The organism is Corallococcus sp. AB038B (assembly GCF_003668955.1).
In the GTDB taxonomy this organism is placed as follows: domain Bacteria; phylum Myxococcota; class Myxococcia; order Myxococcales; family Myxococcaceae; genus Corallococcus; species Corallococcus exiguus.
Window position 1 is genome coordinate 2,027,372 of sequence record NZ_RAWO01000001.1, and the last position, 17,154, is coordinate 2,044,525.

The window sequence follows — 17,154 nt, forward strand, 5'->3', positions numbered from 1 at the left end:
TCAGGTGCTGGAGGCCGCCACGCGCGCGCGCAGGTCCTGCTTGAGGCCCAGCGAGAAGAGCACCAGGGTGAGCAGGTACACGGGCTCGATGAAGAAGAGCTGCGGGCCGCCCAGGGACAGGCCGTGGGTCTTCTTCTCGAAGACGACGTGTGCGCCCACCACCATCGCGAAGCGGAACACCATCACGCCCACCGCGATGCCCGCGGCCGTTCCCGTGGGAAGCCCCGCCACCGCTTCCGCGGCGAGCAGCGTGGGCACCAGCGGCAGGGCCATCAGCAGGCCGGCGGTCCACTCCAGCGTCATGGCGTACACGGTGACCGCGGCCACCAGCAGATGCGCGGCGGTGACGGGCGTGCCGGGGATGCGCACCCAGCACAACGGCACCAGCAGGGCGAACGTGAAGAGATAGGCCCCCACGAAGTGCACGGCGCGGCTGACGCCGTTCTCGTGCAGGGGCATCCAGACGCGCATCTTGTCGGCGAAGCTCATGGACCTCCACCGTAGGCCATCCGCGCCCCGGTTGCCTCACCCGTGGAGGGGCGCGGTCGCCGCGCACCCCGGGGCGCAAGAATAATGTTTCACCGGGACGTACCTGAGGAGCAGCCGCATTTCCGCTGCTGCCCACACCCCGAAGGTACCTCCCCGATGAAACAACTCCTGTCTCGAAACAAGGTGGCTGTCATCGCCACGGTGGGCCTGGCGCTCTCCAGCGCCATCAGCTTCGCGTCCGTGTCCGCGCGCACGCCGACCCATGACTTCACGCAGGCGGACGTGGACGCCATCGTCGCGCAGATCCGTCAGGTGCCGACGGACACGTTCTACATCCGGCTGCCCACGTTCTCGCCCCGGGGCGGGGTCAACGGGTCGCGCCTCTACGGCACGCTGCCCCTCGCCTATGTGCGGCGCATGGCGAGCGTCCAGCACGTCGCCCTCGATGAGCAGTCGAACATCATGGGCCTGGTGATGGATCCGAACACCGAGGCCGGGATGGCCTCGGGTGAGAAGTCGAGGCGCGTGGCCCTGGCCATCGACGCCGTCCTCGCGGACGTCACCCCCGCCTCCTACCAGTTCCTCAGGTAGCCATGAGCACCGTCCCATCGCGGCCCGAGGGGGATGAACGCCAGGCGGCCCTCTGGGCGTGCGTCGCCGTAGTGCATCTGGCCGCGGTGGGCGCGTTCCTCTGGACGCGCCTGGCCCATGCGGACTCGGACGGCGCGTTCGACCGAGGCGTCCGGACCTACCAGAGCCTGTCCGGCGTCATCAGCGACTACCGCTTCTTCGCGCCCGCGGTGGCCAGCGACTCGAGGACCGGCTTCTTCGTCGAACAGAGCGACGGAAGCTCGCTGTTCGAACCCCTGACCTCCGATGAGGTGGAGGTGGCGCGCCGCTACCGCTGCATCGTCGCCTCCGGTCTGCGCGCCAACCGCAAGACGCAGGACGTGCTGGCGCAGTCCTGGGCGGCGGTGATGCTGGGCGTCCATCCGGAGGCATCCCAGGTCACCGTCGTCACCCAGTCCTACCAGCTTCCTTCCATGGAGGCCTGGGCCGCCGGGAAGCGGCCGGAATGGGCCATCCACTACACCGGGACCTTCGGCCGCCTTGACGCTCCGAAGTCCGAGGCCTCGCCATGAACCGTCTCCTGACCCACGTGCGGCGCTTCTGGTTGGAGCCTGCTTCCTCCGACGGACTGGCCTTCCTGCGCATCGCCGTCGCGGCCATCTCCCTCACGCAGCTCGCCATCCTCTGGCCGCACCTGCCGGAGCTGTATGGCAACTTCGGCCTCGTCCAGTGGGTCATCACCGATGTGGGCGCGGGCGACTGGGCGCCCAGCCTGGGGTGGCTGGGGCGGCTCCTGGCACCCCTGGGCATCAGCACGATGGCCACGATGTACGCCGTGTTCGTCCTCTACGCGGTGGGGCTGGCGGGCCTGCTCGTGGGCTACCGCACGCGCGCCTTCGCGGTGCTCGCCTGGTTCACGCATGGCCTGACGTCCGCGAACGCGTACCTGTCGCTCTACGGCGTGGACACCATCCTCCACGTGCTCTTCTTCTATCTGGTGTTCATGCCGTCCGCGGGGCGCTGGTCCCTGGATGCGCGAGCCGGCCGCGTCTCCACCGGCCCGTCGTCCGCGGCCCGCGTGGCGCTGCGCACGCTCCAGGTCCACCTGTGCTTCATCTACCTGGACACCGGCCTGGCCAAGGCGCAGGGCGTGCAGTGGTGGAACGGCGAGGCCATCTGGCGCGCGCTGATGCAGCCGCAGTTCCAGGCGTTCGACTTCTCCTGGCTCGCGGCGTACCCGCTGCTGGCGAAGGTGGCTTGCTGGGGCACGCTGCTCATCGAGGTGGGCTACGCGGGGATGATCTGGGTGCCCCGGCTGCGGCGGCACTGGCTGGTGACCACGCTGCTCTTGCACGCGGGCATCGCCGTGGGCCTGCGGCTGTGGCTCTTCTCCCTGACGATGATGGCCTTCAACCTGGCCGCCTTCGCCTGGACGTGGCTGGCTTCGGAGGCCCCCGTGGAGAACGAGGCGGAGGCTCAAGCGGAGGCGTTCAGCGCCGCGTTGCTTCCCTCACAGGCGGCCTTCGCCAACCGCGAGCCCACCTCGATGTAGCCGGGGTGGTGCACGTAGTCCGGAAGCGTGTCCTCCGACGTGCGCTCGTGGCGCATGTTGAGCGGGTAGAGCCCTTTTGAAACCAGCGCCAGCCGCTGCGTCCGCCAGGACAGCCCCGCCTCTTCCATGACGCGCGCGAAGTCCGACATCCGCTGGACCCGGTCCGCCTGCTCCAGAATGCCCGGGCGCATCGCCTTCGTGTAGCCGGACCGGGGCTTGTAGTCCTTGCGCAGCTGATGCAGTTGCGCCTTGCGCCGCTCGGCGAGCAGTTCCTGGAAGCGCGGCTCGGTGGCCGTGAGCTGCTCCAGGACTTCGCGCCCCATCTTCTCGTAGAAGACGGCGGTTGAATCGTCGTGCCGGACCTTGCCCTCCAGGAACCGCACGTAGCCGCGCGTCGCCTCCAGCAGCTCGCGCTCCGCCGCGTCCACGGTCGGAACGGCCACCCGCCGGGGGATGTCCACCGGCACGAAGCACTCCCTCGTGCCCATGGGGCCGCTCTCGTAGCGGTACGCGTACCCGGTCTCCCGGTCCCCGAAGACGAGGACGAAGTCCGGCAACCGGGGCAGGGGAGGCGGGGGCGTGGTGAGGATCCAATCCTCGGGGTCGCTGTCCGTGAGCACCCGCAGCGCGACGAGCCCCCGCGCCTTCATCCCGTCCAACCAGGCGTAGAAGGACGGCTCGAAGCCCCCGTCCGGCAGCGCGAAGCCCTCGAAGGTGTCGGGCCCCCGCACGAGGGCCGCGCCTCCAGGATCATCAATCACCTGCGCCCGCAGGTCGCGTCCTCGCAGCCGCGCGTTGCCGACGATGGCGAGCTGCGAAACGTAGTCGTAACGCGGCAGGGTCATGGTGTCGCGGAGGTCAGCTCCGGGAAGCCTTGAGCACCTTCGGTGCGCACGGGCGTGCGCGCGGCGACGAGCAGGTCCACCTCCTCCAGCGTGAAGCGGTAGCGCGCGCTGCCATCCGGGAGCACGCGCAAGACCTCCACGGCCATCACCATCTGCACCCCCGGCATCACGGGCCCGGGCTTGCTGCGGCCCGCGTCGCGAAGCGTGGTGGTGGTCTCCGACCGCATGCCGATGCGCTGCACCCCGCCGAACAGGGGGCGCAGCAGGAGGGGCTTCTGGGGGGCCTGACCGCGTTGCAGGACGTGCATGGACCGCGACTCTAGCCTCGCCGCGCCGCTTGTGAATCCGGGCTCGGTCCGGCGCCTCGGCGGTGGACGATGGGCGCGGGTGGAAACCGCCGGTGTCTGCGATTGCGCCCGGGCCACTGTGCCCGTCGCGAACCCCCGGGACTGTGCTGTCTTTGAATAGGGGAGATTCCAGGCAAGGCCAGACAAGTCTGTCTCAGCACGCGAGGGTGTTTTTCCCAGGCCGCGAGAACGTACGCCCGAGGGGCAAAACACGTCGCGGAGACAGGATTGATTGTTTATAGACGTGTCACCCAGGCCCGTCTGGAGGCAGCACTGAAGCACTCGCACCATAAGATCCTTCCAACTCACTCAGTGTATTGGTTCCTGGCGGGCCTGGCTTTGCTCTACGTGGAGGCGGCGGCGCTCCTGGACCCCCTGGGCGTGCCCCTGCTTCCGCATCAGATGGTCCAGGACGTGCTCCGGAGCGGGTTCGGCTTCTACCTGCTCCTCCTGGGCATCCCCTGCTGCATCTGGGTCCTGGGCTGGCGGGCCCGCGACCTCTTCGCGTGGCTGCTGGCGCCGCACACCCTGACGGTGGACGACGAGGGCCTGCGCGCCGACGGCACGCGGATCCGCTGGCGGGACGTGCGGGAGATCATCGAACAGCACGCGGACGACCGGGTCATCCTGCGCCACTCGGGCGGAACGCTGCGGCTGCGGCTGGACCTGTGGAGCGACCCGGACGCCCTGCACGAGGCGGTGCTGGAGCAGGTCGTATCGCGCCTCCTGGAGCGTGTGAACCATCAGGTCTCCGCCGGGAAGCCGGTCCGCTTCGGACCGCTCGTGCTGGGCGACATGGGGCTCATCCACCGGGGAAAGCTCTGGCGCTGGGACGACATCGAGAGCATCCGCCTCCAGGACGAGGTGGACCAGGGCTACGCGTCCCGCGAGCTGGTCATCGTCGCCCAGGGCAAGGCTCGCAAGTTCGACGAAGCGAAGGTCATCAACGCGCCAGTCCTGCTGGCCTATCTGTCAGGCCGGCTGGCCGGCTGACGCACTCACAGGCATCCCGACATGGAAATCTACCGCTCCCCCCAGTCCAAGAAGCAGGCGGAAAAGCCGCGCGCCATCTACTACTCGCGGGGCAAGCTCATCGCGGGCGTGGTCATCTGGATTGTCGCCACGGGCCTCTTCGGCGTGCTCACCGTGCGTGCGCTCCCGGTGAGCAACATCTGGATCGCCGTCGCGTTGATCACCCTGGCCTCGGCCTGGATGCTCTTCAACTGCATCCGCGGGCTGGGGAAGCTGGACAGCCCGGTGCTGCTCATTGGGAGGGACGGCATCCGCTTCCCGGATGGCGTGCTCATCGCCTGGGGGGACATGGAGGAGAACGTCTACCTCGACCAGTCCTACATGGGCCTGCCGGTCATGAAGATGGTGCAGATCAAGACCACGCTCGCGAAGCCCCGCGTGAAGAAGATGCGGGTCTCCGCGCTCGCCATGGACAGCGACGAGTACATGGCGCTCTGCGACAGCTACAGCCAGGGTGGCGGGGCTCCCGCCACGCGCTGACGTGGCTCAAGGAGCGGTCGACGCGGGCGTCATGCCGACGGTCCGCGTCCCGCCGTCCTTGTCCACCTCCAGCTTGAGGCGTCGCTTTCGCCCCTGTCCCCCGGAGGATGCAATCCTTCCGTCGCGGGTGGCGCGCTACGCGGGCAGCGAGCCCTGGCCGGTGGCCAGCGTGTTCATGAAGGACTTCACCTTCTGCACGTAGGTGGCGTCGCCGGTGCCGGCGGGGATGGCGTCCGGGTTGCTCTTGTCCACGCCGTTGGGGCCGGAGTTGTAGGCGCGCAGGGCCAGCTCATCGCTGCCGAACTGCTCCTTCATGTCCTTCATGTAGAAGGCGCCCGCCAGGATGTTGGTCTCCGGGTCGGAGAGGTTCTTGCCCTGGAGCTCCGGGTGCTTCGCCTGCAGCTCCCCGTAGGTGTTGGGGTTGACCTGCATCAGGCCGGTGTCCGTCAGGCCATTGCCGCCGTTGGTGGTGACGGCGTCCAGGTTGCCGCGCGACTCCTGCCAGATTTGCGCGGCCAGCATCTCCGCCGGCATGCCCGTCTTGGCGGCGGCGGACTCGATGGCGCCGCGGAACTTCTCCAGCCCCGCGGGCAGGTTGCCGCCCAGCTTCGAGCCGCCCGAGGACGAAGTCGTGGGCCCCACCACGCCGGTGTTGCCGTTGGACGCCTGCGACTGGGAAGCCGACGGGCCCACGACGCCGGTGTTGCCGTTGAGCGCCACGGGAGGACGCGACGTGTCCTGCGGCGTGAAGCTGCTGTCGGAGAAGGACTGCGAACCCGTGCCGCACTTCCCGCCCGAGGCGCCCTGCGCACCCTGCGCACCCGTCAGGCCCTGGAGCCCCTGCGCGCCGCCCGCCGCCTGTGCCACCAACTGCACGACGGAGGACAGCACTGTCAGCGTGTCCTGCAGCAGCTTGCCCAGCTCCGCGCCCTTGCCAGAGCCGATGTCGAAGCCGTCCTTCTGGAACGCCGCGAGCCCCGGCGAGCCCGGCTTCTGGCTGGAGGAGAACCCATCCACGCCACCCGGACGACCCGCGAGGCGGGGGGAGGCGGCGTCCTGCACCGGCAGGCGGGACACGGACGCAGAGGTGCTGCGGAGGGGCGAGATGGCCATGGTGGGGGACCTCGAAAGGGGTTGGGGTTTCGGTTGAAGCGATGCAGGACCCCATAGCAGCCGGTGTGCCAGTCCCCAGGGAGGGGGCGGACGCGCTCAACCCATGGATTTCACGGGCAACGCGAAGGGGCGCTGGGGCCCGTGCCTGGTGACTCCGGTCACCGGCCCGATGGCCTCCGTCATCATCCGAACCCGCCGTCACCCTTCGAATGACAGGGGGCCGCGCGTCGTGCAGAACGCTCCCATGGCCGACATCACCCACCGCACCGTCCGGACGAATGGCATCCACCTGCACCTCGCCGAGGCCGGCCAGGGCCCGCTGGTCCTGCTCCTCCATGGCTGGCCGGAGTCCGCGTACTCGTGGCGCCACCAGCTCCGGGCGCTCGCGGACGCCGGCTACCACGCGGTCGCGCCTGACGTTCGCGGCTACGGCCAGAGCGACCGGCCCGAACCCATCGAGGCCTACAGCATGAAGCAGTTGGTGGCGGACTTCGTGGGCCTGCTCGATGCGCTGGGCGAGAAGACCGCGGTGGTGGTGGGCCACGACTGGGGCTCGGCGATGGCGTGGAATTGCGCCGCGCTGCACCCGGACCGCTTCCGCGCCGTCGTGGGCATGAGCGTGCCGCACATGGGCCGCACGCCCATGCCGCCGACCCAGCTCTTCCGGCACGTGTTCGGGGACAAGTGGTTCTACATCCTCTACTTCCAGGAGCCGGGCATCGCCGAGGCGGAGCTCGAAGCGGACATCCCGAGGACGCTCCGCATCACCTTGGGCGGCACTCCCGGCTTCGACACGCAGGCCGAGGCCGTGAAGTCGCGCCGCCAGGGTGACGGCTTCCTCACCGGCCTCCAGGTGCCTGAGCCCCTGCCCGCGTGGCTCACGGAGGCGGACCTCGCGCACCTCGCGAAGGAGCTGGAACACAGCGGCTTTCGTGGCGGGCTCAATCGCTACCGCAACATGGACCGCGACTGGGCGGAGTTGCCCGAGCTGGCGACGGCCCTCATCCCGCAGCCCGCCCTGTTCATCACCGGAGAGAAGGACCCGGGCCGCGCCTTCGCTCCGCTGGAACCCATGAAGGCCCTGGTGCCGCGGCTCCAGGACGTGCTCGTCATCCCAGGCGCGGGCCACTGGATCCAACAGGAGCGCCCCGCGGAGGTGAACGCCGCCCTGCTGGCGTTCCTGAAGTCACTGCCTGCCTGAGTCCCCATGCCGGGGCAGGCGCACGGTGAACGTGGTGCCTTCCTTGGGGGTGGAGGTGACGTCGACGGTGCCGCCGTGGGCGTCCACCAGCTGCTTCACGATGTAGAGCCCCAGGCCCACGCTGCGGCCGGTGGAGTCCACCTCCGACGTCGCGCGCTGGAGGGGTTCGAAGATGCAGGGCAGCTTCTCCGGGGGGATGGGCGTGCCCTGGTTGTGGACGGACAGGCACACCCATCCGTCCTCGCCCCGGGTCGTCACCTGCACCGGGCTGGCTTCGGGGCTGTACTTGATGGCGTTGGTGACCAGGTTCTGCACCACCTGGGCAATCCGCTCGGAGTCCCACACTCCCGTCGCGTCGCCCCGCTCCTGCACGCGCAGGGTGCGGCCGGGGTGCGCCGCATCCACCTGATCCAGGACCTGCCGGGTCACCTGGTTCAGGTCGGCCGCTCGGGGCGCGATGGGGATGCCCGTGCCCAGCCGGGCCTGGGTGAAGTCGAGCAGGTCTCCCACGAGCCGCACCGCGCGGTGCACGGCGGACTGGATGCGCAGCACGGATTGGGCGGTGCGCGCGTCGAGCTCGTCGCGGCGGGCCATGGCGCCCACCGTCAGGTGGATGGCGTTGAGCGGGGTGCGCAGGTCATGGCTGACGATGCCGATGAGCTGCTGCTCGAAGTCGACGCGGTCCTGGAGTTGCTGGGCCAGGACTGCCGCGCGCTGGTGCGACCTCACCGCGTCCGTGGCGTCCCAGGCCACTCCCATGAACCCCTCGACGGTGCCCTCCAGGTCGCGCATGGGCACGTGCGTGAAGTTGAAGTAGTGCTCCACCCGCTCGCCCGTGGCCGGGCGGGTGAACTCGAAGCGCTCCTCCGTGAAGACCTGGGGCTCTCCCTTCTGGAAGACAGGGTCGCAGGCCTTCTCGATGATGGATGGCCCCACCTCCTCGGGCAGCACTTCGATCAAGGGCCTGTCGAGCAACTCCTCGCACCGTCGCTCCCAGAAGCGGCACTGGACGGGGTTGGCGAATTGGATGACGTGGTGGGGGCCGCGGTAGATGGCGATGCCCACCGGAGCCTGTTCGAAGATGGCGTAGAGCTTGTGGCGCTCCGCTTCCGCTTCGGCATGTGTCGACCGTTCCCGGGCAAGCAGCGCCGCGCGTTCCTCCTCCGCCTGCTTGCGCGCGGTGATGTCGAAGAAGGAGCTGACCGCGCCCACGACGCGGCCATCGGGCGTGCGGAGGGGCCGGGCATTGACCGACAGCCAGATGCGGCTGCCTCCCGTCTGGTGGATGCCAACCACGTCGCCGGTCACACTCTCTCCCGTGCGAAGCGCACGCATGTGCGGATGCTCCTCGCCGGGGTACGGGCTGCCGTCCTCCCGGATGGCCTCCCAACGCGGGTCGAAGGGGGTGCGGCCCTGCAGGTGGTTGGCGGACAGGCCCAGCTTCTGTTCCGCGGCGGCGTTGGCGAAGCGGATGGTCCCCTGTTCGTCGTGCAGGGTGACGCCCTCGGCCAGCGAGGCGAGGATGGCGCTCAGCCGCGCCTCGCTCTGCCGCAGCGCCTCCTCCGCCAGCTTGCGCTCGGTGATGTCCTGCGTGACCTTCACGAACCCGCAGGGCTGGCCCACGTCATCGCGCAAGAGCCACAGGTCTATCTCCGCGATGAAGAGGCTCCCGTCCTTGCGCTGCCGGGGCTCCTCGCCCTGGTAGTGCCCCGTTTCGAAGGCCTCCTTCAGCTCCGTTTCTGGACGCCCCTGCTGGCGGTAGTCCTCGGGGAAGAGCATGCGGAAGTGCTGGCCCAGGACCTCCTCGGCGCGCCAGCCCTTGATGTGCTCGGCGCCCGGGTTCCAGCTGATGATGTGCCCTTGCAGGTCGATGCCGAAGATGGCGCGGTCCTTCGCGCTCTGGACCAGGAAGCGGAAGAGCACATCCGTGTTCTGGCCTGCGTGCGTGCACTCCATGCGTGCCACGGTTCCTCCAGGTCGTGAAACACGCGAGCTGTGAGACACCGTTCCCCGCGGCACAGGGAGCGGACGCGCCGGGCCCCGGCCGGAGCGCTGGTGTCAGGCGAAGGCCACCCAGGCCGCGACGGCGATCATGCAGGCGCCGAAGGTCCAGCCCTGGAGGCGCAGGGCACGTTCGGAGTGGAAGCGTCCCAGGATGAGCTTTCCGCCGTAGATCCACGGGAAGTGGCACGCCAGGCAGACGACGAGGAAGGCCGCGGTGAGCTGCGCCGTCTGGGAGAACATCCCCCGGGCGGGGTCGAGGAACTGGGAGAACATCACCAGGATCATCGAGTGGATCTTCGGGTTGAGCGCGACCGCGAGCAGCCCCTCCCCGAACCCCAGGCGCGTTCTTACGTCGCTCGCCTCCCCGGAGGTGGCCGAGGCGCGGAAGAAGCCCCACGCGAGGTAGAGCAGGTACACGACGCTGCCCCAGCGCAGGACCTGGTGCAGCGCGGGCAGCCCTTGCAGCGCCCGCCCCAGGCCGATGCCGTAGAGGAGGCACAGCGCGACGTTGGCCGCCTCGAAGCCCATCCAGAAGGGCAGCGTGCCCCGGACGCCGAAGCGGCCTCCGGCGGTGGCGAGCACCGTGTTGCCCGGCCCGGGGCTCACCACCATGGGCACCGTGTAGCCCAGGAACAACACCCACACCTCGGCGGAAATCATGACGGGGCACCTCGCGGGCGCGGCGCGTCCATCGCGCCTTGTCACCGCGGGGGACAGACAGACTCCACTTCGGAGCGCCGACCCAGCGAGCTATCCTCGCGCGCTCGATAAAAGGGGCTCATCGAGCATGCGCCGCATTCCACCGCTGGGTGCCCTCCGTGCCTTCGAGGCAGGAGCGCGACACCTGAGCTTCACCCGCGCCGCCACGGAGCTGCGGGTCACCCAGGCCGCCATCAGCCATCAGGTGCGGCAGCTGGAGGACTGGCTCGGTGTCTCCCTGTTCGAGCGCCGGGGCCACGCGCTGACGCTGACGGCGAGGGGCGCCGAGTACCTGCGCGAGCTGACGCCCGTGTTCGAGCGCATGTCCGAGGCGACCACGCGGCTGTACGCGCGCGAGCAGGGACCGCTGCGGCTCACGGTGCTGCCATCGTTCGCATCGTGCTGGTTGTTGCCGCGCCTGGAGCGCTTCCGGAAGCAGCATCCGGACATCGAGCTGCACGTGAACAGCTCCGAGGCGCTCTGGGACTTCCTCGACGACCGCTTCGACGTGGGCATCCGCTCCGGGCTGGGCCGGTGGACGGGGCTCAAGGCGGAGCAGCTCGCGTCCGAAAGGCTCGCGCCCGTGTGCACCCCGGCGCTGGCGAAGCGGCTCCGCGCGCCTGGGGACCTGGGCAAGGTCCGGCTGCTCCACGACTCGCCCAAGGATGGCTGGAGGCGCTGGTTGGATGCCGCTGGAGTGTCAGGCGTGGACGCGGACCGGGGCCCGGTGTTCAACGACGCCGGATTGGCGCTCCAGGCGGCCCGGCTCGGGGATGGCGTGGCGCTGGGGCGGTTGATGCTCGCGGCGGATGATCTGAAGGCGGGCCGGCTGGTCCAACCCTTCAAGGCGGTCCTCCCCAACGACTTCAGCTACTGGCTCGTGCACCCGCGTCCCCTGACGGGCCGGCGGGACGTGGCGGCGTTCAAGGCCTGGGTGCTCGAAGAAGCCCGGAGCTGACCGCGCCTCATGCGTGGAGCGAACCGTGGGCGGACGTGGCGAGGTGTACCTCCACGGAGCCCATGTGTATTGCCATTCAATCGGAATCCTGTGGCGGCGGTGTGCATTCGCCGTGAAATGTGATTATTCGTGTAATCGAGGCTTTTCTATTTTTATCTGCAATCGCAGAGTGCCCGTGCGTCAAACCCAGACCCGGAGAAAACACCATGCGGATGCAATGGATTGCGCTGGTTGTCGCGTTGGGAGCCGTCGCCTGCGGCGGGAGTTTCGAACCGGGGGAGGCGGAAACATGGGGAACGCATGAAGCGGGGCTGACCATCACCACGGAGGACCAGGTCGTGGCCCGGTTGCCCGCGAGCACGGGCGCGGGCTATGGCTACGGTGAATACCTGCCCCCGGGCTACCTGACGTCCACCACGTCCTATCCGGTCATCATCCACCTGAACGGTGCTGGCGAGTTCGGCACGTCTCCGACGGAGGCGCACCTGCTGGAGTTCGTGACGCGCCATGGGGCGCTGAAGAACATCCACAAGACGGCTCAGGGCAAGGCGTACTTCGGACAGAACCAGGTGATGGTCTTCACGCCGCGCGCGCAGACGAACTGGCAGCCGGCGGCGATCGACGCGTTCATCAGCTTCATCGTGGCGAACTACCGCGTGGACACGACGCGCATCTACCTGACGGGTATCAGCTTCGGTGGCTACGGCGCCTGGCAGTACGCGTACACGTACGGGAGCCGTCTGGCCGCGCTGGCGCCCATGGCCACCAACATCGGTGCGCCGGGGCCCACCATCACCCAGCTGAAGAACGTGCCGGTGTGGGCGGTGCACTCGTTCGCGGACGGCAGCTCCCTGTCGGCGGAGACCTCCTGGCTGACGGGCGTGACGAAGAACTACGGCCTGTTCCAGCCGGTCCAGGTGACCGCACCGGCCCAGAAGGTGACGTACCTGTTCCCGGGCACCAGCAGCCCCGTGTGGACGTTGCAGCCTGGCGTGGTGGCCACCGGGAACGACATCGCGCGCCTCACCGTGCTGCCTGGCGGCGTGCACGACTGCTGGACGCAGCAGTACGACAACTATGCGTTCTGGGATTGGCTCCTCGCCCAGCACCGCTAGTGGTTCTGGATCGCGGCCGCGAGTTACCGGGGGCGCTGTTGTCGCACGCGATGGGAGCGCGTGGCCAGGAGGAGTGACAGCCTCAGGAGGGACGGGAGCAGGCGGAGGGCTCCCGGTGTCGGGGCAGGGGGGCGCTTGCCCTACGGGTGAATGCGCACCCGATTGCAGACGCCTCTCAAATCCTCTCTGCTTTCCGCACCATGCCCCTGAACCTCGCGGTACCCCTTGTCCCGTCCGCGCCTCCGGCTCCTCCCACGACCATCGAAGAGGTCATCGCGCAGGAGAATGACATCATCGACCAGTCATTGCGGACGACCGGCCGCATTGGCTACTTCACGGCGCTTTACGAGCGGGTGACGGTCGACGTGCGCCGGGCGATCATCGCGGGCAATGTCTTCCAGGACAACGCGCGGATGGAGAAGCTGGACGTCGTCTTCGCCAGCCGCTTCCTCGCGGCGTGGAATGCCTATACGTCCGGCGGGACGCCGACGCAGTCCTGGCAGCTGGCCTTCGATGCGCTGAAGGACGACTCGCCGTTGATCCTCCAGCACCTGCTGTTGGGAATGAACGCGCACATCAACCTGGACCTGGGCATCGCCGCGGCCACCGTGGCGCCGGGACACGAACTCGCGTCATTGAGGGAGGACTTCAACCGCATCAACGCGCTGCTGTCGCGGCTGGTGGCGGTGGTTGAAGTGGAGCTCGGAGAGGCGTCGCCGCGCTTGAAGCGGCTGGAGGCCATCAGTCCGGAAGGGGAGGACAAGATCTTCAACTTCGCGATGGACGCCGCGCGTGAGGCGGCCTGGCTGTTGGCGGAGCAGCTCGCGCCGCTGCCCCAGGAGCAGTGGGCGCCTCACATCGCGGCGTACGATCAGATCGTGGCGGGCCTGGGCAAGCTCATCCTCCATCCCGGGCTCCTGGTGGATGGCCTGCTCACGTGGATCCGCGAAGCCGAGTCGAAGGACATCGCCTACAACATCCAGGTGATTGGCGGGTAGCCGGGGGCCTTCAGTCCCACGCAATCGGGTCGAAGAGCGCGCGCAGCCTGGCTCCACGGGCGGGGTGGAGGTGCGTCACCCAGGCAATCCTTCCGAGCAGGTGCGCGCGGAAGTCGGGATGGCCAGCGGTGTTCTGACTGGCCGGCCCCCGTGTCCGGCACAGGTGCAGGACGGCCTTCAGCCGGTCGTAGTCCTCGCGGCGGATGGAGGGGTGCTCGTTCACCACCACGCCCGCGAGCCACTGCTGGTGGCCCTGCGACATCACCCGCGTCTTGTCCTCACGAACGGTGAAGCCCTCTCCGCGCGCGATGCGGCGCACGCTCCGCAGCAGGCGGCGGATGCTCCCGGGACTCGCGGCGTCTCCTGAAAACGCCAGGTCGTCCGCGTAGCGCGTGTAACGCAGGCCCAGCACCGCGGCGAGCGCCGACAGCCGGACGTCGAGCCCGTACGCGGCGAGGTTGGCGAGCGCGGGCGAGGTCGGCGCCCCCTGCGGCAGGTGTCTTGCCCCCAGCCTCCGCGCCAGGAGCCAACGGGATTGCACCTCCTGTGCGTGGGTTGGCTTTCGGGCCTTCGCGACCACCGCGCCCGGCGTCCGGTTCGTGCAGAGCCCCACCAGTGCCCCCGCCACCCCATCCGGATACCCGGCGGCGCGGAACACGCCCCAGAGCCTCGGTGGCCGCACGGAGAGGAAGAAGTCCTCCAGGTCCAGCCGCACGACGACCGCCTGGCCTGTATGCGGTTCGACGAAGCCTCGGATCCCCCGGCCCTTCACGAAGCCATGCGCCGCTTCGTGCGGCGGAATCCTGTCCAGGATGCCGTGGAGCACCTTGCGCTGAAGCCTCGCGAGCTCATCGCCGGGCTGCTCCAGGAGCCGCTCACCCCCGCTGCGTTTGGGAATCCAATGGTAGCGATAGCGCCGCCAGCGCCCGGGCGGGGTCGTGTGCTCCAGCCCCGGCCCATCCGCGAGCCAACCCAGCTGCGCATCCGTCACCCCCAGCCACGCCGCGAGCTCCGCTTCAGTGGGCAGGGCCGGAACGGGCCACGGTTGGCGTCCCATCTGGGGTTCGGCGGTGAGCCAGCGCACGACCCGCACCGGCGCCGCGGGGTTCGCGCAGGCCTGCTTCAACGCGGGCCGTGTCGCGAGTATCTCCGCGAGCAACTCCAGCCTGTCGTGTGGTGGCCGGGGAAAGAACCGCAGCGTGCTCCTCGCGAGCGGCACGAGCCACGGGAACCGGCCGCCCACGGCCTCGGCTCCGTTCGCGACCAGGCCGGCGCGCGTCCAGGGTGCCGCGAGGAAGGCGGACGCGAGCGCCTTCGCCACCACGTTCCGTTCGCTCATCCGCCACGCATCCGCCATGCGGCGGCCCGGTCCCACCTGTCCCGTCTGGCGTGGCCAGTGTCGCGGCTTGCCGCGATGCCGGCCTCGCGTGGGGAAGTGCTCCGCATGAAGAATCCCCGGGGGTACCCCGGAGAGGCAGGGGACCGTGTCTCCACGGACCGTCTACCCGCTGGGTTTCCAGACCGCCGCATGACGCGAGGACCGTACATGGCACCGGCGCCCGGGTCGAGCCGGGAGGACTTCATGGCTCCTCGTCCGCTCAGTCCTGTGCCGTGGGACGGACAATCACCTCGCCCACGTCCACGTCGGCGGGCTGCTCGATGGCGAAGGCCATGGCCCGGGCAATCGCATCCGGCGAAATCGCGAGCCTGTCCCGGACCTCCTCGAACCGGGCCCGGAGCTCCGGATTCTTCACGTGCTCGAGGAAGTTCGTCCGGGTCATCCCTGGTGAGATGACCGTCACCCTCAGCTTCGAGCCTGCCTCCTGGCGCAGGCCTTCGGAGATGGCTCGCACGGCGAACTTCGTCCCGGCGTAGACCGCCTGGCCGGGCACGATCCGGTGCGCGGACGTCGACGCCGTGTTGATGAAGTGTCCGAAGCCCTGCTCGCGGAAGACCGGCAGCGCCGCTGCGATGCCGTACAGCACGCCCTTGATGTTGGTGTCGATCAGCTCCTCCCAGTCGTCGACGCGCAGGTCGTCCAGCGGAGAGGTCGCCAGGCTGCCCGCGTTGTTGATGAGCACGTCCAGCCTGCCAAACCGTTCACAGGCCATGCGGACGAGCCCGGCGACGTCCTCGCGCCGTCTCACGTCGGTGCGTGCGGAGAGGGCTTCTCCTCCCGCATTCGTGATGCGCTCCACCACGGGTTCCAGCCGCTCCAGCCGGCGTGCGCCGAGGACGACCTTCGCCCCGCGTCCAGCGAGCAGCACCGCCGCTGCTTCGCCAATGCCGCTGCTGGCTCCGGTGATGGCAATGACCTTGTCCTGGATGCCTGACATGACGCCTCCCTGCCCGGCCAGATGAGGGGAGGGCCGGGCCTGCGATGCAAGACGTAGCCATGCCGGGGGACGCCGGGATTGGACGTTGTTGACATGGCGTGCAGGTCAACAACGTCCAAGCCACGAGGGAGGCTCACCATTAGGATCCACCCGTGCCCGCGCTCCATCACGCCGTCGTGGATGGCCCCCTGTCCATCCAGACCTTCCTGTTCCCGGAGCTGCCGGGCTTGCGACTGGTGCGCTACCGGACCGACGGGCGGCTGCTGCGCTCCGTGAAGGAACGTTTCTCCGTGATGGTGACGCAGCGGGGGCACTCGGAGTGGTGGGGGCGGGGCAAGGTCCATTCCTCGTCGCCCCGGACGGTCGACCTCAAGCAGATGGGCGAAGTGCACCGGGACCTGCGCCGCGACGGACCTGCCTGGTTCCAGGTCATCGCCTTCGACGAGTCCCTCGTCGCCGAGGCCCGCGAGGCGCTGGGCGCGCCGGCCTCCGCCCGGCTTCGCCAGCTCCAACTCGAAACGTCGCAGCCCGTGGCGGCCGACTTCGTGCGCCTTCACACCGTGCTGGATGCGAGCCTGGAGGGACGCTCCAGCACTCTCGCGCTCCAGACGGCCCTGACTGAAGCCCTCTCCTCGCTGGTCGGGTGTCTGGAGCATTCAGGCGCATGGGCGCGGCGCTACCGCTGGCCCATCCAGCGCGTGGTGGAGGCCCTGCACGAAGCCATTCCGGAGGGCATCACCCTGGAGTCACTGGCCCATCAGGTGGGCTGGAACCGGTTCCACCTGTGCCGCGCCTTCCGCGAGGAACTGGGCATGCCTCCGCACGCATACCTCACCCACCTGCGCGTCTCGCGAGCTCAGCGGCTGCTGTCACAGGGACTGGCACCCGCGGAGGTCGCGCTCCAGGTCGGGCTCTATGACCAGAGTCTGCTCAACCGGCACTTCAAGCGCATCGTCGGCCTCACCCCGGGGCAGTTCGCGCGCGCCGTGCAGTGAGGCCGCCGTCACAGGCTCTGGTTACGTCTCTATCGGGAGAGCTCCCGGAAGACGGCTTCGATGTTGTTGCCGTCCGGGTCCAGCACGAAGGCGGCGTAATAGCCGGCGGGATAGCCCGTTTCGACGCCGCGCAGTCCGGGTGGCCCGTTGTCGGTTCCTCCCGCCGCCACCGCGGCCGCGTGGAAGGCGTCGACCTGGGCGCGGCTCGTGGCGGCGAAGGCTGTGTGTTGCTTCACGCCGTGGGGATGGAAGCGGTCGATCCAGAAGATGGGGTAGTCCCGGCCATAGCCAATGCCATCCGCCCCGGTGTCCTCGGGAAGCTGGATGGCCCGGCGAAGGCCGAGCGCTCCCAACGCCGCGTCGTAGAAGGCCGCCGAGCGGGCGACGTCCGCGACGCCAATGCCTGTGTGATCGATCATG

General features: G+C 69.1%; 19 protein-coding genes. 10 read left to right on the forward strand and 9 right to left on the reverse strand.

Features of this window, described 5'->3' with window-relative positions; genetic code table 11:
• Complete coding sequence (locus tag D7Y04_RS08490) at nt 1-489, reverse strand: DUF962 domain-containing protein (protein WP_121758884.1); 489 nt, start codon at nt 487-489, stop codon at nt 1-3.
• A gap of 156 nt (nt 490-645) precedes the next feature.
• Here D7Y04_RS08490 and D7Y04_RS43995 point away from each other — a divergent pair, with 156 nt between their 5' ends.
• From D7Y04_RS43995 to D7Y04_RS08505, 3 genes are read left to right on the forward strand one after another with little or no spacing between them, the layout of a single operon-like run.
• On the forward strand, nt 646-1,080 hold the full coding sequence (locus D7Y04_RS43995; RefSeq protein ID WP_147477059.1) for a hypothetical protein: 435 nt from the start codon (nt 646-648) through the stop codon (nt 1,078-1,080).
• Between the two features lie 2 nt (nt 1,081-1,082).
• Nucleotides 1,083-1,631 (forward strand): hypothetical protein, encoded by a 549-nt coding sequence (locus D7Y04_RS08500; RefSeq protein WP_147477060.1) that lies wholly within the window; start codon nt 1,083-1,085, stop codon nt 1,629-1,631.
• Entirely contained in the window at nt 1,628-2,611 is a 984-nt protein-coding gene (locus D7Y04_RS08505; RefSeq protein WP_121758885.1) for an HTTM domain-containing protein, read from the forward strand. Before D7Y04_RS08500 ends, D7Y04_RS08505 begins: the two co-directional genes overlap by 4 nt.
• Here the strand turns inward: D7Y04_RS08505 and D7Y04_RS08510 are convergent.
• Together D7Y04_RS08510 and D7Y04_RS08515 are read right to left on the reverse strand one after the other, a co-directional pair.
• Complete coding sequence (locus tag D7Y04_RS08510; protein WP_121758886.1) at nt 2,536-3,456, reverse strand: hypothetical protein; 921 nt, start codon at nt 3,454-3,456, stop codon at nt 2,536-2,538. The two genes, D7Y04_RS08505 and D7Y04_RS08510, sit on opposite strands and share 76 nt — an antisense overlap.
• A complete protein-coding gene (locus tag D7Y04_RS08515; protein WP_120593824.1) occupies nt 3,453-3,764 on the reverse strand; it encodes a hypothetical protein in 312 nt (103 codons plus the stop codon). The genes D7Y04_RS08510 and D7Y04_RS08515 overlap by 4 nt, the downstream gene beginning before the upstream one ends.
• A gap of 351 nt (nt 3,765-4,115) precedes the next feature.
• Between D7Y04_RS08515 and D7Y04_RS08520 the strand changes: the two genes are divergently transcribed.
• Both D7Y04_RS08520 and D7Y04_RS08525 read left to right on the forward strand, forming a co-directional pair.
• On the forward strand, nt 4,116-4,796 hold the full coding sequence (locus D7Y04_RS08520) for a hypothetical protein (RefSeq protein ID WP_233601310.1): 681 nt from the start codon (nt 4,116-4,118) through the stop codon (nt 4,794-4,796).
• Nucleotides 4,797-4,817: 21 nt separating this feature from the next.
• The gene (locus D7Y04_RS08525) at nt 4,818-5,315 is read left to right on the forward strand and encodes a hypothetical protein (protein WP_120593825.1); all 498 of its coding nucleotides are present in this window, start codon (nt 4,818-4,820) and stop codon (nt 5,313-5,315) included.
• A 135-nt stretch (nt 5,316-5,450) separates the two neighbouring features.
• Here D7Y04_RS08525 and D7Y04_RS08530 read toward each other — a convergent pair whose 3' ends face one another.
• Nucleotides 5,451-6,428 carry a lytic transglycosylase domain-containing protein gene (locus tag D7Y04_RS08530; RefSeq protein WP_121758887.1) on the reverse strand — a complete coding sequence of 326 codons (978 nt, stop codon included), beginning with the start codon at nt 6,426-6,428 and terminating at the stop codon, nt 5,451-5,453.
• A 244-nt stretch (nt 6,429-6,672) separates the two neighbouring features.
• Between D7Y04_RS08530 and D7Y04_RS08535 the strand changes: the two genes are divergently transcribed.
• Nucleotides 6,673-7,629 carry an alpha/beta fold hydrolase gene (locus D7Y04_RS08535; protein ID WP_121759318.1) on the forward strand — a complete coding sequence of 319 codons (957 nt, stop codon included), beginning with the start codon at nt 6,673-6,675 and terminating at the stop codon, nt 7,627-7,629.
• Here the strand turns inward: D7Y04_RS08535 and D7Y04_RS08540 are convergent.
• Nucleotides 7,615-9,585 carry a PAS domain S-box protein gene (locus D7Y04_RS08540; protein ID WP_121758888.1) on the reverse strand — a complete coding sequence of 657 codons (1,971 nt, stop codon included), beginning with the start codon at nt 9,583-9,585 and terminating at the stop codon, nt 7,615-7,617. The genes D7Y04_RS08535 and D7Y04_RS08540 overlap by 15 nt on opposite strands.
• 102 nt (nt 9,586-9,687) lie before the next feature.
• On the reverse strand, nt 9,688-10,293 hold the full coding sequence (locus D7Y04_RS08545) for a LysE family translocator (RefSeq protein WP_121758889.1): 606 nt from the start codon (nt 10,291-10,293) through the stop codon (nt 9,688-9,690).
• Between the two features lie 127 nt (nt 10,294-10,420).
• On the opposite strand from D7Y04_RS08545, the gene gcvA reads away from it, so the two are divergent.
• The 3 genes from gcvA to D7Y04_RS08560 all read left to right on the forward strand — a co-directional run bounded on the left by gcvA (nt 10,421) and on the right by D7Y04_RS08560 (nt 13,403).
• Nucleotides 10,421-11,290 carry a transcriptional regulator GcvA gene (gene gcvA / locus D7Y04_RS08550; RefSeq protein ID WP_121758890.1) on the forward strand — a complete coding sequence of 290 codons (870 nt, stop codon included), beginning with the start codon at nt 10,421-10,423 and terminating at the stop codon, nt 11,288-11,290.
• A gap of 206 nt (nt 11,291-11,496) precedes the next feature.
• Entirely contained in the window at nt 11,497-12,405 is a 909-nt protein-coding gene (locus tag D7Y04_RS08555) for a PHB depolymerase family esterase (protein WP_120593830.1), read from the forward strand.
• A 200-nt stretch (nt 12,406-12,605) separates the two neighbouring features.
• On the forward strand, nt 12,606-13,403 hold the full coding sequence (locus D7Y04_RS08560; RefSeq protein WP_121758891.1) for a DUF5995 family protein: 798 nt from the start codon (nt 12,606-12,608) through the stop codon (nt 13,401-13,403).
• A gap of 10 nt (nt 13,404-13,413) precedes the next feature.
• Here the strand turns inward: D7Y04_RS08560 and D7Y04_RS08565 are convergent, their stop codons facing one another.
• Nucleotides 13,414-14,742 (reverse strand): reverse transcriptase family protein, encoded by a 1,329-nt coding sequence (locus tag D7Y04_RS08565; protein WP_120593832.1) that lies wholly within the window; start codon nt 14,740-14,742, stop codon nt 13,414-13,416.
• Nucleotides 14,743-15,001: 259 nt separating this feature from the next.
• On the reverse strand, nt 15,002-15,739 hold the full coding sequence (locus D7Y04_RS08570; protein ID WP_121758892.1) for an SDR family oxidoreductase: 738 nt from the start codon (nt 15,737-15,739) through the stop codon (nt 15,002-15,004).
• Nucleotides 15,740-15,891: 152 nt separating this feature from the next.
• Between D7Y04_RS08570 and D7Y04_RS08575 the strand changes: the two genes are divergently transcribed.
• Nucleotides 15,892-16,734 (forward strand): AraC family transcriptional regulator, encoded by an 843-nt coding sequence (locus tag D7Y04_RS08575; protein ID WP_121758893.1) that lies wholly within the window; start codon nt 15,892-15,894, stop codon nt 16,732-16,734.
• 29 nt (nt 16,735-16,763) lie between these two features.
• Here the strand turns inward: D7Y04_RS08575 and D7Y04_RS08580 are convergent, their stop codons facing one another.
• Complete coding sequence (locus tag D7Y04_RS08580) at nt 16,764-17,153, reverse strand: VOC family protein (protein ID WP_120593835.1); 390 nt, start codon at nt 17,151-17,153, stop codon at nt 16,764-16,766.
• Nucleotide 17,154 lies beyond the last annotated feature (1 nt).